Raw genomic sequence first — 14,093 nt, 5'->3', positions numbered from 1 at the left:
CGCTTCAGACCGCGGCCTGCCGGACGGCGGGCGGTTCGAGGTCCCCGGAGATCGCATCAGGGTCCGGCGACGCGAAGACCGTCCCGGAACCGCCTTCGTCCGCCGCAGATCGGGACGCCTGTTCCCTGCTGTGGCAGACCAGACAGTAGCCGAGCGGATAGACGAGACGAAAATATCCCGTCCGGAACACCCGGTGGCCGAACACCGCATCCTTCAGCTCCTGGCAGCCGATGCAATAGAATTGCCCGGTCTCCATCGCCGGTCAACACTCCTTTGCCCGAAAGGTTCGAATTCCCCCGATTCGATACACTATGGAGCGTCACATCCTGCGGTCCGGACGAGCTTCAATTTGTAGCCTCGGCCACAAATAGGATACATTTCGTATCTCCCACGCTTATAATTTATGACATTTATCGCACCGTGTCAATCCCGAATTCCCGTTTGGGCTGTATCCTTTTGTCGGAACTCCGGCATGCGGCCTGCATCCGGCGGCCCCGATTTTTCCTGAACTGTTCCGACAAGTTCCTTGTACTGCCTGTAGAAAAATGTTACGTTATGTATATGGACGACCGTCGATCAAGCCGCAACCGGCAGTGTGCATCCAGTCGCAACTCGAACGACAAGTCTTGGCAACACGAAGGGAGAACCGGTTAGGGGGATGAACATGAACATTGGTAGCCGAATAGCAAAACTGCGCGAAGAACGGGGCTGGACACAGGAGCAAACGGCTGCGGCGATCGGCATATCCCGCGCGGCGCTGTCCCATTACGAGAAGAACCGGCGTGAACCCGACACCGAGACGCTGACGAAATTCGCCGATCTGTTCAACGTTTCGATCGACTATCTGGTCGGCCGGACGAACGTCCCCAATCCTCCGCTTAGTCCGGACGTCCGCGAATTCGTCGATTCCCTTGAACTCTCGGACGAGGAGATCATGTCGAAGTTCTCGTTTTCGGTCGACGGCCGCCTGCTGACGCCGGAGGAGACGCGGCGCTTCATCGCATTCGTCCGCGCCGAACGGAGCATGCGCGGCGAATGAGGGCGCACCGGAACATGCCGCCAAGCGAACATGCGCATGCCCCCTGGCACGCGGGCATGCGCATGTTTCATGCAGGTACCGTTCCGTTGCCGTTCAGTTCCCCCCGACGCGGGCCAGATCGCGGGCATTCGCCTCGAAGGCGGCCATCAGCGCCGCTTCCCCGATCAAGCCGCGCCGGTGCATGTCTTCAATCCGCTCGATCATCCGTTTGTAGTCCTTCGGAATGACCTTGACGAACTTCGCGCGGGATGTCTCCCAGTCGGACAGGATCTCGCGCGCCCGCTCGCTGTCCGTCAGCTCCGCGTGGCGGCGGATCATCGCCCTGACCTCCTCGCTCTCTCTGCCCGCATCCAGCGCTTCCAGGACGACCATCTCGAAGTTGCAGCGAACCGGAAAATCGCCGTCTTCATCGTACACGTACGCGATGCCGCCCGACATGCCGGCCGCAAAGTTCCGTCCGGTCCGGCCGAGGACGACGACGCGCCCGCCGGTCATGTACTCGCAGCCGTGGTCGCCCACGCCCTCGACGACGGCGTAGGCGCCGCTGTTGCGCACGGCAAACCGCTCGCCGGCGACGCCGCGGATGTACGCCTCGCCGCCGGTCGCACCGTACAGCGCCGTGTTGCCGATGATGATGTTCTCCTCCGCCCGGAACGTCGCCTTCGGCGAAGGCTTGATGACCAGCTTGCCGCCGGACAGCCCCTTGCCGACATAATCGTTCGCGTCGCCTTCGAGCGTCAGCGTGATGCCGCGCGGCAGGAATGCGCCGAAGCTCTGGCCGGCCGACCCGGTGAAATGGAACCGGATCGTATCCTCCGGAAGCCCTTCCGCGCCGTAGCGGCGCGTCACCTCGTAGCCGAGCATCGTCCCGACGACCCGGTTCGTATTGCGGATCGGGAACGACGCGCTGACCGGCTCGCGCCGCTCGAGCGCCGGCATCGCCCGCGGGATGAGCTCGCGCGCATCGAGCGAATCCTCGAGGCCGTGGTTCTGCTTCTGCACGCAGCGGCGCGGCGCGTCCGACGGTAGATCCGGGCGGTGGAGCAGCGCCGTGAGATCCAGCCCCTTGCGCTTGCCGTACAGCGCCGTCTCGTCCGCCTCCAGCATGTCGACGCGGCCGACCATCTCGTCGACGGTCCGGAAGCCGAGCCCGGCCATGATCTCGCGGAGTTCCTGCGCGACGAACCGCATGTAATTGACGACATAGTCCGGACTGCCCATGAAGTTCTTCCGCAGCTCGGGATTCTGCGTCGCGATGCCGACCGGGCACGTGTCGAGGTGGCAGACGCGCATCATGATGCAACCGAGCACGACGAGCGGAGCCGTCGAGAACCCGAATTCCTCCGCGCCGAGCAGCGCCGCGATCGCGACGTCCCGGCCGGTCATCAGCTTGCCGTCGACCTCGAGGGTGACGCGGCCGCGCAGATCGTTCAACATCAGCGTCTGGTGCGTCTCCGCGAGGCCGAGCTCCCACGGCAGCCCCGCGTGGCGGATCGACGTGACCGGCGAGGCGCCGGTGCCGCCGTCGTAGCCGCTGATCAGGATGACGTCCGCGCGCCCCTTCGCGACGCCGGCCGCGATCGTGCCGACGCCGACTTCCGAGACGAGCTTCACGCTGATGCGCGCGCGCGGGTTCGCGTTCTTCAGGTCGTGAATCAGTTCGGCCAGATCCTCGATCGAATAGATGTCATGGTGCGGCGGCGGCGAGATGAGGCCGACGCCCGGCGTCGAGCCGCGCACCTCCGCGATCCACGGGTAGACTTTGCGCCCCGGCAGCTGGCCGCCCTCGCCCGGCTTCGCGCCTTGCGCCATCTTGATCTGGATCTCGTCGGCGTTCACCAGGTACAGGCTCGTCACGCCGAACCGTCCCGACGCGACCTGCTTGATCGCGCTGCGGCGCGAATCGCCGTTCGGGTCCGGCACGTAGCGCCGCGGGTCCTCGCCGCCCTCGCCGGTGTTCGACTTGCCGCCGATCCGGTTCATCGCGATCGCGAGCGCCTCGTGCGCCTCCTTGCTGATCGAGCCGTAGGACATCGCGCCGGTCTTGAAGCGCTTCACGATCGACTCGACCGGCTCGACCTCCTCGATCGGGATCGGACGGCCCTGCCTGAATTTGAGCAGCGAGCGGAGCGTGCGCCGGGTCTCCGCCTCGCCCTCGACCAGCTTCGAGAACCGTTTGTACAGCCGGTAATCGTTCGTCCGCGCCGCAAGCTGCAGCGTATGGACCGTCTCCGGATTGAACAGATGGTCCTCGCCGTCCCTGCGCCACTGGTATTCGCCGCCGGAGTCGAGCTCCTCCCCGGCATCGGCGGGGGAATCGAACGCCTTCCGATGCGGCTTCAGCGCCTCCTCGGCGATGGTGTCCAGGCCGATGCCGCCGACGCGGGACGGCGTCCAGGTGAAATACCGGTCGATGACGTCCTGCGCGATCCCGACGGCCTCGAAAATCTGCGCGCCGCGGTACGACTGGATCGTCGAGATGCCCATTTTGGACAGAATCTTGACGACGCCCTTCGTGGCCGCCTTGATGTAGTTCCGGACCGCCTTCTCGTACGTGATGCCGGTGAGCATCCCGCGCCGGATCATGTCGCCGAGCGTCTCGAACGCGAGGTACGGATTGATCGCGCTCGCGCCGTAGCCGAGGAGCAGCGCGAAATGGTGCACTTCCCGCGGCTCGCCCGACTCGACGAGCAGACTGACCTTCGTCCGCGTGCCGTTGCGGATCAGGTGGTGGTGCAGCGCGGAGACGGCGAGCAGCGCCGGAATCGCCGCATGGTCCCGGTCGATGCCGCGGTCGGACAGGATGATCAGATTGTGGCCCTTCGCGATGACGCGGTCCGCCGCTTCGCACATGAGGTCGATCGCCTCGCGCAGCCCCTTTTCCCCTTCGGCCGCCGGGAACAGGATCGGAATCGTGATCGCCTTGAACCCCGGCCGGCGGATATGGCGCAGCTTCGCGAACTCTTCGTTCGACAGGATCGGCGTCTCCAGCCGGACGTGGCGGCAGCTCTCCGGTTCGGGCTTCAGCAGGTTGCGCTCCGAACCGATCGTCGTGACGGTCGAGGTGACAATCTCCTCGCGGATGGCGTCGATCGGCGGATTCGTCACCTGCGCGAACAGCTGCTTGAAGTAGTTGTACAGCCGCTGCGGACGCTCCGACAGCACGGCGAGCGGCGCGTCGTAGCCCATCGAGCCGACCGGCTCGTTCCCCGTGCTCGCCATCGGTTCGAGGATTTTGCGCAGTTCCTCGTACGTGTACCCGAACGCCGCCTGGCGGACGCGGACCGACACGGCGTCCGGCTCCGGCTGTTCGGGCGCGTCCGGCAGATCGTCGAGACCGATCCTATGCGCATCCAGCCACTCGCGGTACGGATGTTCGGTCGCGATCGCGCGCTTCACTTCCTCATCGGAAATGATCCGGCCTTCCCGCGTGTCGACGAGCAGCACCCGTCCCGGGCGCAGCCGGTCCTTGTACAGGATCTCCTCCTGGGGTATCTCGAGCGCGCCCTGCTCGGAGGCGAGGATGATGAAGCCGTCCTTCGTCACGCAGTAGCGCGCCGGCCGGAGGCCGTTCCGGTCGAGGATCGCGCCGATCTGCACGCCGTCCGTGAACGCCATCGCGGCCGGGCCGTCCCAGGGCTCCATCAGCGTGCTGTGGTATTCGTAGAACGCCCTCTTCTCCGGGCTCATGCTCTCGTGGTTCGTCCACGGTTCCGGCACCATCATCATCGCCGCGTGCACAAGCGGCCGGCCGGCGAGGTAGAGCAGCTCCAGCACGTTGTCGAACATCGCCGAGTCGGAGCCGTCCGCGTCGATGACCGGCTTGATCTTCTCGATGTCGGCCCCGAACAGCTCGGACTCGAGCAGCGTCTCGCGCGCGTGCATCCAGTTGATGTTGCCGCGCAGCGTGTTGATCTCGCCGTTGTGGATGAGATAGCGGTACGGATGCGCGCGGTCCCAGCTCGGGAACGTGTTCGTGCTGAACCGGGAATGGATCAGCGCGATCGCCGTTTCCATCGCGTCATCCATGATCTCGGGATAGAACGTTTTGAGCTGCGCGGTCGTGAGCATGCCCTTGTACACGATCTTCCGGCAGGACAGACTCGCCGCATAGAAGTGGTTGCCTCCGGGAAAATCGGGATTGTACCGGATCGTCCGCTCCGCCCGCTTGCGGATCACGTACAGCTTCCGCTCGAACGCAAGATCCGCCTCCGTGCTCGCCCCCCGGCCGATGAACAGCTGGCGGACGTAGGGCTTCGCTTCCTTCGCGGAGCGGCCCAGCCCCTCGTCGTTCGTCGGCACCGTGCGCCAGCCGAGCACCTCCTGGCCTTCCTCGCGCACGATCGCCTCGATCGCCCGCTCCTGTTCGGCGCGCTGCGCTTCGTCGTGGGGCATGAACAGCATGCCGACGGCGTAGTCGCCCTCGTCCGGCAGCGTGACGCCGAGCGCAGCCATTTCCCGGCGGAAGAAGCGGTGCGGAATCTGGATCATGATTCCCGCGCCGTCGCCCGTGTTCGGCTCGCTGCCCTGTCCGCCGCGGTGCTCCATGTTCTCGAGAACGGTCAGCGCCCGGCGGATGACGGTATTCGATTTGATGCCCGCAATGTTCGCCACGAAGCCCATGCCGCATGCGTCCCGCTCGTACCACGGGTCATACAGCCCCTGCTTCGGCGGCAATCCCGCGTGCCGCGTGTTCATGTCAAGCGCCACCTCTTTTCTTCAATGGTGCAAACCGCGATACGGCTCAGGGGATAGCTTCAAATCCGGACGAAAATGGCTTACAATGAAAAGGCCGAAACCGGCGGTATGCGGCCGGCGGATGCCCATACGATTTGCATCATGGAACTTCAGTATAGGATCAGACGCCCCGCGGCAAAATGGACTATTCCGCCGATCATTTGCACCGATTGACTTATCGTATGCCGCGCGGCCGCCGTCCGCGCATCAACTTTTTTATGGGTGCGATAAGTTTTCGTTGTCGGGACGGGTTGCACTTTTTGATTCCGAATCGGAGAGGTGTGGTTTCCTTGCGGAATGCATGGACGATGCGGCTGCACAAGTGGTTGGCCGCCGCGCTGGCAGCGATGCTGGCGGCCGGCGTGTTGCAAACGCTGCCAATTTCGGCGGCAGCGGCCGGTCCGGACGCGGGCGACGACGGCGTGCTCCGCATCGTGGCGCTGGGCGACTCGCTGGCCGCGGGCTATGAATACGGCATGGAGAAGCTCGCGAACCCCGTGCCCTACGGGTTCGTCGAGCGGGTGTGGGAACAGGCACTCATCCGGGGTTACAGGTCGGAGTTCTCGAACTACGGCATCATCGGACTCAGGACCGAGGGGCTGGAGAAGCTGCTGGCGCGGGTGGAGCGCGGCGAGGGATCGGACGGACCGGATCTGCTCGCGGAAGGCCAGGAGGCCTTCGTCGATCCGCGCATCCGGAGCCTTGTCAGTGACGGCGAGGCGGTGCGGCGGAATATCGAGCACGCCGATCTGATCCTGATCCAAATCGGCGGCAACGACTTTGCGGGCTACGTGCTGGCGCTGCACGAAGGGCGGACCGAAGCAGCGGACGCCATGCTGCAGGATATCCTGGAGCGGATGCGGTCGTCGCTGGAAGCGGCGATCCGCACGATCCACCGCATCAACCCGGACGCGCTCATCGTCGTCGGCGACCAGTTCTCGCCGGTGCCGAAGAAAATCCTGACCGTTGAAATCGTCTACTACGACAAGCTGCAGGACGCCGTGGGACGGATGACCGGCCTGCTGGAGGATCTGTCCGCCCGATTCGCGGCGGAGGGGCGCGACGTCCGCGTGGCCCATTCCGCCGAACGGTTCGTCGGCCGCGAGCTGTCGCTGACGACGATGCTCGCGGGCGGCCTGCAGGGCGACCGGTCGGCCATTCACCCGAACCAGTCGGGCTACGACGAGATGGGGCGCGCGTTCACGGAAGCGATCTGGGGTGAAGGCGGATACGTGACGCCGACGCGGGAAGAAGGCGTGCCGATCACGGTGTACGTGAACGGCGAGGAGCTTCGCCCGGGAACGGAGAGGCCGAAGCTCGTGAACAACTATACGTTCCTCGTCCTGCGCGACATCGCGGTCGCCCTGAAGGCGGATCTGAAGTGGGACAACCAAGCGAAAAAGGCGACGTTCTCCCTGAACGGGCGCACGGTCGTGCTGACGGCCGGAAGCTCCGTGATGACCGTAAACGGGGAGAAGCGGACGATCCCGGCGGCGCCGTTCGTCGAGAATGGCCGGACCTACGTGCCGCTCGGCGCGTTGTCCGACGCCCTCGGGTTTGACGTCGTATACCGGAACACGCTCAAGACGGCGTTCATCAACGGCTGACGATCTTCCGACGGCCCTTCCGCGCGGGGCGGGCCCGTCCTTGCCTTGGCGCACGGTGATTCGTAATATGATAGGTAGGAAAAAGTGGGTGAGACGATGCACAAGAGCAAGAAAAGAATCCTTCTGCTCTCGGAAGGGTTCGGCTCCGGCCACACCCGGGCCGCCCACGCGCTGGCCGTCGGCATACGACTGCTCAATCCCGATGTCCAGACGAAGGTGCTCGAACTGGGCAAATTTTTCAACCCGGTGCTTGAACCGCTGATCGTCTCGGCCTACCGGAAGACGGTGATGAGACAGCCGGAATGGTGGGGCCGCATATACCGTTCGAACTACAAGCGCACGTTCAACCGCTTCGCGCAGCTCGCCCTGCACCGGCTGTTCTATGCGCGGACGTCCCGGGTCATCACCCAGCTCAGACCGGATGCCATCGTCTGCACGCATCCGGCGCCGAACGCGGTCGTCTCGCGCCTGAAGCGGCTTGGACTGGATGTGCCGTTGTTCACGCTGATCACGGATTACGACGCGCACGGCACGTGGACAAGCCCCGAAGTGAACAAATATCTCGTCTCGACGCCGGTCGTGAAGCACAAGCTGATGGAGCACGGCGTGCCCGAATCACGGATCGAGGTGACGGGCATTCCGGTGCACCCCGATTTCTGGACGCCATGCGACCGGGACGAGATTCGCAGGGAACTCGGCCTGAACGACCTTCCGACCGTGCTGATCATGGGAGGCGGCTGGGGGCTGCTGAACGACGAGGACGGTTTGTTCGAATACATGGCGGGTTACCGGGAGGAGATCCAGCTCATCTTCTGCACGGGCCAGAACGAGCAAGTGAAGGAGCGGCTCGAGAGCAATCCGCTCTTCCGCCATCCGAACATCCGGATTCTCGGCTTCACCCGCGAGGTTCACAAGCTGATGGACGTGTCCGACCTCCTCATCACGAAACCGGGCGGCATGACCTGCACGGAAGGCCTGAGCAAAGGCCTTCCGATGCTGTTCTACGAGCCGATACCCGGCCACGAGGAAGAGAACTGCGAATACTTCGTCCGGAACGGCTTCGGCGAGCTTCTCGCGGGCCGCGAGACGATCGACCGCTGGTTCCGGCTGATCCGGGACCCGGAAGCGTCCGCCGAATATCGCCGGAAACTCCTCGAGAAGCGCAACGCCGAATACAATCCGGAGCGGTGCTCCCGCGCCGTCCTGCAGCTCGTGCAGTGACGGCGCTATTCTATATTGTTTATTAATGACGACAGGGATGGCGGACACGGCGGTCCGTCATCCCTGCTTGCGCTCCCTGTACCATTTGATGAACTCGATGAGAATCTTGTAATCCTGCACGTTGTCCTTCTCGATTCCGGCCTGCCTCAGCGCTTCGACAAAGGCGTGCCATTCCTCGTCCTGCTTCTCCTTCGCTTCCGGATCCGGCAGATTGACCTCGAGCAGCGTCTTCAAATCCACGTTGAGCACGAGCGCGATCTTCTCGATCACCTGGATCGACGGGTTCCGCTTCAGATTGCGCTCGATGCTGGACAGATACGACTTCGAAATGCCGGCGCGTTCGGCTAGCTCCGACAGCGAGATGCCGCTCTGGGTGCGGAAATGATTGATGTTCGTCCCGATCATTCCGCGTCCCTGCTCGCTCCGGTGCTCCAAGGCCGTCCCGCTCTTCCCGTTCATCTTTCTTCCGCTCATGTGCCGCCCTGCCGCTCCGGGCGATGATGATTTCGTGACTTGAGCACGCGCCATTCCACTCCCCGTTCCGGATATTGCTGCTCGCATCAGCTGGTGCGGCGGCCGCCGGACTCCGCGCCGTCAGATGCCGGCGGCCGCGCCGGATTTCATGCCCGCCTTCAGCCGTTCGATCACCCGCTCCTGCTCCCCGGGCGTCATGGCGGAGCCGGATGGCAGGCACAGCCCCGTCCGGAACAGCCGGGCGGACACGTCTTCCCGTTCGCCGTGGGGGTAGTAACGGGTGCCCGCGAACAACGGCTGCAGATGAAGCGGTTTCCAAACGGGCCGCGATTCGATGCGGTCTTCGGCGAGCCATGCGACGAGCTGCGCGGCGGAGATGCCCGCCGAACGCTCGTCGATCGTCAGCGCCGTCAGCCACCGGTTCGACCGGGTGCCCGACAGTTCGGGCATGAACCGGACGCCCGGCAGACCTTCCAGCGCCGACCGGTATCGTTCGAAGACGGCGCGTCTCGCCTCCACGCGCTCCGCGAGCACCTTGAGCTGCGCCCGGCCGATGCCGGCCAGCACGTTGCTGAGCCGGTAGTTGTAACCGAGCCGGCTGTGCTCGTAGTGGACGGCCGGATCGCGCGCCTGCGACGCGAGCGTCCGCGCTTCGCGGATCGCGTCGCCGTCGTCCGAGACGAGCATGCCGCCTCCGGACGTCGTGATGATCTTGTTGCCGTTGAAGGAATAGATGCCGAAACGGCCCATCGTGCCGGCATGGCGTCCCTTGTAGGTGGAGCCGAGCGCTTCCGCGGCGTCCTCGACGACCGGCACGCCGTATGTGCCGCAGAGCGCCAGGATTTCATCCATCCGCGCGCACTGGCCGAACAGATGGACGACGATGACCGCCTTCGGAAGCCGGCCTTCCCGCGCCGCCTCTTCCAGCGCCCGCTCCAGCGCCCGCGGAGACATGCCCCACGTGTCCGGCTCGGCATCGATGAACACCGGCTCCGCTCCCTGATAGAGGATCGGATTCGCGCTGGCGACGAACGTCAGGCTCGAGCAGAAGACGCGGTCGCCGGGACCGACGCCGAGCAGGCGGAGGGCGAGATGGATCGCCGCGGTGCCCGAGGAGACGGCGGCCGCATGTCCGATGCCGACCGTCTCGGCGAACTCGCGCTCGAAGGCATCGACATGCGGGCCGAGCGGCGCGATCCAGTTCGACGCGAACGCCTCCGCGATATACTGCTGCTCCTCGCCGCTCATGTGGGGCGGCGACAGCAGGATGGCCGGTTTCTGCAAGGTCGTGTTCACGCGTGATCCCATCCCCGTGTTTTGGTGGCCGGCCGGCTTGAGGCCGGGTACGGTTCCGGCTTCCGGAAGCCGGGTGACTCGTGCGGCTCCGGCTGCGGGAACGCGGAGACGGGGGCCGGGTCCGCCCGCCGGATCACGGCGGCCGGCACGCCCGCCGCGGTGCATTCCGGCGGCACGTCGCGCGTCACGACCGCGCCCGCGCCGGCGATTGCCCAAGCACCGACCTTCCGTCCCGGCAGGATGACGGCCCCGGCGCCGACCAGCGCGCCTTCGTCCGCGCCGGCGCCGCCGGTCAGGACGGCACCCGGTGCGATGTGCGCGCAGTCGCCGACGGCACAGTCGTGTTCGACGATCGCGCCCGTGTTCACGATCGCGTGCGCGCCGATCGACGCGTCCGGCTGGATGACCGCGCGCGCCATGACGACCGCGCCCGGTCCGATCCGCGCCCGCGGACTCACGACCGCCGCCGGATGGATGAGCCGCACGAAGCGGGCGCCGGCGGCTTCCAGTTCGCGGACGATCCGATGCCGCGCCCGGTTGTCGCCGATCGCGACGACGAACTCGAGCGACGGATACCGATCGCGCAGGCTGCGCCAGGCCGAGACGGGCAGACGGCACTCGCCGTCCGCGCGCGCTGCACCGGCGGGGCCGACGCCGTCTTCCGGCACGTCGCCGCCGTTGCCGCCATTTCCCGGCGACACGGCGGCTGCGGCTCCGGTATGCGCATCGCGCCGTTCCCGGCGGGCGTCCTCGCCGGTTTCTTCCCGTGCGCCCCGCCCGGCGTGCTGCGCGGCGTAACGATCGTCCAGCACCGCGGCCAGCACCGTATTCGGCGTCAGCGCGATCAGCTCGCGCACCACCTTGCCGTGACCGCCGTCTCCGATCATGACAATCCGACGCACGCGCATCACCCCGCCGTGCCCGTGCCGGTGAACCGATCCACCGTCGCACGTCCCGGCTGATTGATGCCGGAGGGCTTGAACAGCCGCAGGAACGTCAGCCAGAGTATCTTCAGATCGAGCAGCATGTTTCGGTTGTGCACATACCATACATCCATCGCGAATTTTTCCTCCCAGGAGACGGCGTTCCGGCCGTTCACCTGCGCCCAGCCGGTGATGCCCGGACGCACGAGATGACGCTGCCGCTGCTCCTCGGTGTAGAGCGGCAGATACTCCATCAGCAGCGGCCGCGGACCGACGAGGCTGAGATCGCCCTTCAGCACGTTGAAGAGCTGGGGCAGCTCGTCGAGGCTGTACCGGCGCAGCCTGCTGCCGAACGGCGTCAGCCGTTCGTCGTCGGGCAGCAGGTTGCCGTCGTCGTCCCGCAGATCGGCCATGGTGCGGAACTTGTACAGCACGAACGGCTTCTCGTGCAGGCCCGGGCGCACCTGCCGGAACAGCACCGGCCGGCCGAGCCGGATCCGCACCAGCAGCGCGACCGTCGCCATGACCGGCGACAGGACGATCAGCAGCACGAACGCGGCCATCACATCAAAGGCGCGTTTCAGCTTCATCCGGACCGCATCCCTTCCGCCGGCCGGCCCGCCTCCCGCCGCAGCCCGGTTTCGGCTTGCGCCTTCGCCGGTGCCCGCGCTCTCCGCGCATCCGCCGAACGGCCGTCCGCCTGCGCCCCTTCCGGAAGATCCGAAGCACACGCTCCGGCCGAGTCGTCCGCAGTCCGCGCGAACAGCGCACCGTCCGCCGTCCGCACTTCCGCCGGTCTCCCCGCCGTCCGCCTGTCCGTCCCGTGATCCGCGCGCGTCGATCGGAAGCCGTCCGCCGCGCGCGACGACGCCGATCCGTCCGCTTCGCGCGATTCCGCCGATCCTTCCGCCGCCCACACTCCCGTCGAACCCTCCGCCCCGCGCGCGCCGGCCGAATCGGCCCGGACCGGAAGCTCCGCCGCCGCGGCTTCCGTGTTCGCGAGCAGTTCCGCAAGCAGCCGGCGCTTGATCTCCCGGACCGCGTCGGAAACCCGGAGATCCCGTTTCATCAGCCCGAGGCGCCAGACGGCCACGACCACCTTGCGAAATTGCGCGGCGGTGATTTTGCCGGCGATGTTCATCCCGCCATCCCTCCCGCGCCGAGCGAGACGCGCGCTCCCGGATCCGGACCGGCCATGCGTCTGCGCAGCCATTTCAAGGCGTCCTCGCACATCCGATCCAGCCCGAGCTCGGCCCGCCATCCGAGTTCCCGCTGCGCCTTCGACGGATCGGCGCAGATGGCCGGCGCGTCGCCCGGGCGCCGCTCGACGATCCGGCGGGGAATCTCGACGCCCGACGCCTTCTCGAACGCCGCGACCACCTCGAGCACGGTATACCCGACGCCCGAACCGAGGTTGAAGGCGTCGATGCCGGTCTCCGACGCCACCTTGTCCAACGCCTTCAGGTGGGCCCGCGCCAAATCCTTCACATGGACGTAGTCGCGGACGCATGTGCCGTCGCGGGTCGGATAATCGCCGCCGTAGATCGGCAGTTCGCCCCGCCGTCGGGCGGCGATGCGCATCAGGCGCGGGAACAGGTGCGGCTGATCGCGGTCGTCGGGATCGCTGCCGATCGTTCCGGCATCGCACGCGGCGCACGGTTGATGGCCGTTCGCCGCGGGTTCACGGGCGGCGCCCGCCTCCCCGGTCCTCGCGGATTCGGGCAGGGCGATCCGTGCGGACGCGTTCGCGATGCCCGTCTCGCCGCCGATGCCGCCGCCGGCGCGCGCGTCCCCCGATTCTTCGCCGGTCCGCTCTCCATCTCTCCCGCCGTCCATCGTTCCGCCGCAGCCGTCCCCGTCCCGCTTGCGGCCGTCCCGGAGCGCCTCCGCGTCGATCCACCCGCTCGGATGCGCGCCCGCCGGATTGAAATTGCGGAGCAGGACGATGCTCCACTTCCGGTCCGCCTCGTACAGATCGTGCAGGATTTCCTCGATCATCAACATCGTCCGCCCGTAGCGGTTGGCCGCGCCGAGCGGCGCCGTCTCCGGCACCGGCGTCTGCCTCGGCCTGCCGTAGACGGCCGCCGACGAGCTGAAGACGAGCCGCCGCACCCCGTGCCGCTGCATGACGTCGCAGAGGTTGACCGTCCACGCGATCGGAAGATGGGCGCGCTGATGCTCCATCAACGGCCGGATGCCGGCGAAATGAATGACCGCCTCGATCCCGTATTGCCCGAAAATGCGCTCGAGTCCCCGCCGGTCCAACGGGTCGAGCGGATGGAACGTCACGTTCCGTCCAAATACCGTCCGCAAGCGTTCGATGACCGGCGCATGCTCCGGGCGATCGGCGACGATGATCTCGCGGCCCGCCTCCAGCAGTTCCGTGCACGTATGGCTTCCGATGTATCCGGCTCCGCCCGTGATCAGCACCGCCATAGTCAGCCCTCCGCAGGTTGGCGTGGTTTATTCTCTATAAAGAACAATTCACCCATAAAAAAATAAAATAATATGTATCTAGTTTTTTACAATTATAGTTCTTTATAAAGAACATGTCAAGGAGAACGCCTTCGCTCCAAGACCGCTCCGGGACGCAAGGCCGCCGCAATGCCGGCCTTTCCGGGAATGCGGGGCGCCGCTTCACCCCTTCGCACATCGCCTTGCCGCCGGCAACCGGTACCGGTGTCCCCCCACAACACCCGGCACCCGCCTCCGACAGCCGGGACCGGTCTATCCCCCCGCAACAGCCGGTACCCGCCGCCGGCGACCGGCACGGATGCGTCTCCCCGGATGACACCC

Annotated in this window: 11 protein-coding genes; 3 read left to right on the top strand and 8 right to left on the bottom strand. The window is 66.0% G+C overall.

What is annotated here, in order from left to right:
• Nucleotides 1-4: 4 nt before the first annotated feature.
• Nucleotides 5-256, bottom strand: a complete 252-nt coding sequence (locus tag A9Z00_RS07385) for a hypothetical protein (protein ID WP_296975534.1) — start codon at nucleotides 254-256, stop codon at nucleotides 5-7.
• A gap of 408 nt (nucleotides 257-664) precedes the next feature.
• On the opposite strand from A9Z00_RS07385, the gene A9Z00_RS07380 reads away from it, so the two are divergent.
• A complete protein-coding gene (locus A9Z00_RS07380; RefSeq protein ID WP_296975533.1) occupies nucleotides 665-1,039 on the top strand; it encodes a helix-turn-helix domain-containing protein in 375 nt (124 codons plus the stop codon).
• Nucleotides 1,040-1,132: 93 nt separating this feature from the next.
• On the opposite strand, the gene gltB is transcribed toward A9Z00_RS07380, so the two are convergent.
• A complete protein-coding gene (gene gltB / locus A9Z00_RS07375) occupies nucleotides 1,133-5,737 on the bottom strand; it encodes a glutamate synthase large subunit (RefSeq protein ID WP_296975532.1) in 4,605 nt (1,534 codons plus the stop codon).
• Nucleotides 5,738-6,066: 329 nt separating this feature from the next.
• Here gltB and A9Z00_RS07370 point away from each other — a divergent pair, with 329 nt between their 5' ends.
• On the top strand, nucleotides 6,067-7,383 hold the full coding sequence (locus A9Z00_RS07370; RefSeq protein WP_296975531.1) for an SGNH/GDSL hydrolase family protein: 1,317 nt from the start codon (nucleotides 6,067-6,069) through the stop codon (nucleotides 7,381-7,383).
• A 96-nt stretch (nucleotides 7,384-7,479) separates the two neighbouring features.
• On the top strand, nucleotides 7,480-8,604 hold the full coding sequence (locus A9Z00_RS07365; RefSeq protein WP_296975563.1) for an MGDG synthase family glycosyltransferase: 1,125 nt from the start codon (nucleotides 7,480-7,482) through the stop codon (nucleotides 8,602-8,604).
• A gap of 57 nt (nucleotides 8,605-8,661) precedes the next feature.
• Here A9Z00_RS07365 and A9Z00_RS07360 read toward each other — a convergent pair whose 3' ends face one another.
• The 6 genes from A9Z00_RS07360 to A9Z00_RS07335 form a co-directional block, all read right to left on the bottom strand.
• Entirely contained in the window at nucleotides 8,662-9,078 is a 417-nt protein-coding gene (locus tag A9Z00_RS07360; RefSeq protein ID WP_367189282.1) for a helix-turn-helix domain-containing protein, read from the bottom strand.
• Between the two features lie 120 nt (nucleotides 9,079-9,198).
• Nucleotides 9,199-10,326, bottom strand: a complete 1,128-nt coding sequence (locus A9Z00_RS07355; RefSeq protein ID WP_483316282.1) for a DegT/DnrJ/EryC1/StrS family aminotransferase — start codon at nucleotides 10,324-10,326, stop codon at nucleotides 9,199-9,201.
• Nucleotides 10,327-10,370: 44 nt separating this feature from the next.
• Complete coding sequence (locus A9Z00_RS07350) at nucleotides 10,371-11,282, bottom strand: acetyltransferase (protein ID WP_483316281.1); 912 nt, start codon at nucleotides 11,280-11,282, stop codon at nucleotides 10,371-10,373.
• Entirely contained in the window at nucleotides 11,282-11,881 is a 600-nt protein-coding gene (locus A9Z00_RS07345) for a sugar transferase (RefSeq protein ID WP_296975561.1), read from the bottom strand. The genes A9Z00_RS07350 and A9Z00_RS07345 overlap by 1 nt, the downstream gene beginning before the upstream one ends.
• A 2-nt stretch (nucleotides 11,882-11,883) precedes the next feature.
• Nucleotides 11,884-12,438, bottom strand: a complete 555-nt coding sequence (locus tag A9Z00_RS07340; protein ID WP_296975528.1) for a hypothetical protein — start codon at nucleotides 12,436-12,438, stop codon at nucleotides 11,884-11,886.
• Nucleotides 12,435-13,733, bottom strand: a complete 1,299-nt coding sequence (locus A9Z00_RS07335; RefSeq protein WP_296975527.1) for an NAD-dependent epimerase/dehydratase family protein — start codon at nucleotides 13,731-13,733, stop codon at nucleotides 12,435-12,437. Before A9Z00_RS07335 ends, A9Z00_RS07340 begins: the two co-directional genes overlap by 4 nt.
• Nucleotides 13,734-14,093: the final 360 nt, after the last annotated feature.

This window comes from Thermobacillus sp. ZCTH02-B1, assembly GCF_002159085.1.
GTDB lineage: Bacteria > Bacillota > Bacilli > Paenibacillales > Paenibacillaceae > Thermobacillus.
The sequence above is the reverse complement of the archived record's forward strand: the minus strand, read 5'-3'. Positions and strand labels throughout refer to the sequence as shown.

Excerpts from the sequence above, each read along its gene's own strand:
- A9Z00_RS07385 (WP_296975534.1), bottom strand. The coding sequence starts at position 256 with ATGGAGACCGGGCAATTCTATTGCATCGGCTGCCAGGAGCTGAAGGAT.
- A9Z00_RS07380 (WP_296975533.1), top strand. The coding sequence starts at position 665 with ATGAACATTGGTAGCCGAATAGCAAAACTGCGCGAAGAACGGGGCTGG.
- gltB (WP_296975532.1), bottom strand. The coding sequence starts at position 5,737 with ATGAACACGCGGCACGCGGGATTGCCGCCGAAGCAGGGGCTGTATGAC.
- A9Z00_RS07365 (WP_296975563.1), top strand. The coding sequence starts at position 7,480 with ATGCACAAGAGCAAGAAAAGAATCCTTCTGCTCTCGGAAGGGTTCGGC.
- A9Z00_RS07360 (WP_367189282.1), bottom strand. The coding sequence starts at position 9,078 with ATGAGCGGAAGAAAGATGAACGGGAAGAGCGGGACGGCCTTGGAGCAC.
- A9Z00_RS07355 (WP_483316282.1), bottom strand. The coding sequence starts at position 10,326 with ATGAGCGGCGAGGAGCAGCAGTATATCGCGGAGGCGTTCGCGTCGAAC.
- A9Z00_RS07350 (WP_483316281.1), bottom strand. The coding sequence starts at position 11,282 with ATGCGCGTGCGTCGGATTGTCATGATCGGAGACGGCGGTCACGGCAAG.
- A9Z00_RS07340 (WP_296975528.1), bottom strand. The coding sequence starts at position 12,438 with ATGAACATCGCCGGCAAAATCACCGCCGCGCAATTTCGCAAGGTGGTC.
- A9Z00_RS07335 (WP_296975527.1), bottom strand. The coding sequence starts at position 13,733 with ATGGCGGTGCTGATCACGGGCGGAGCCGGATACATCGGAAGCCATACG.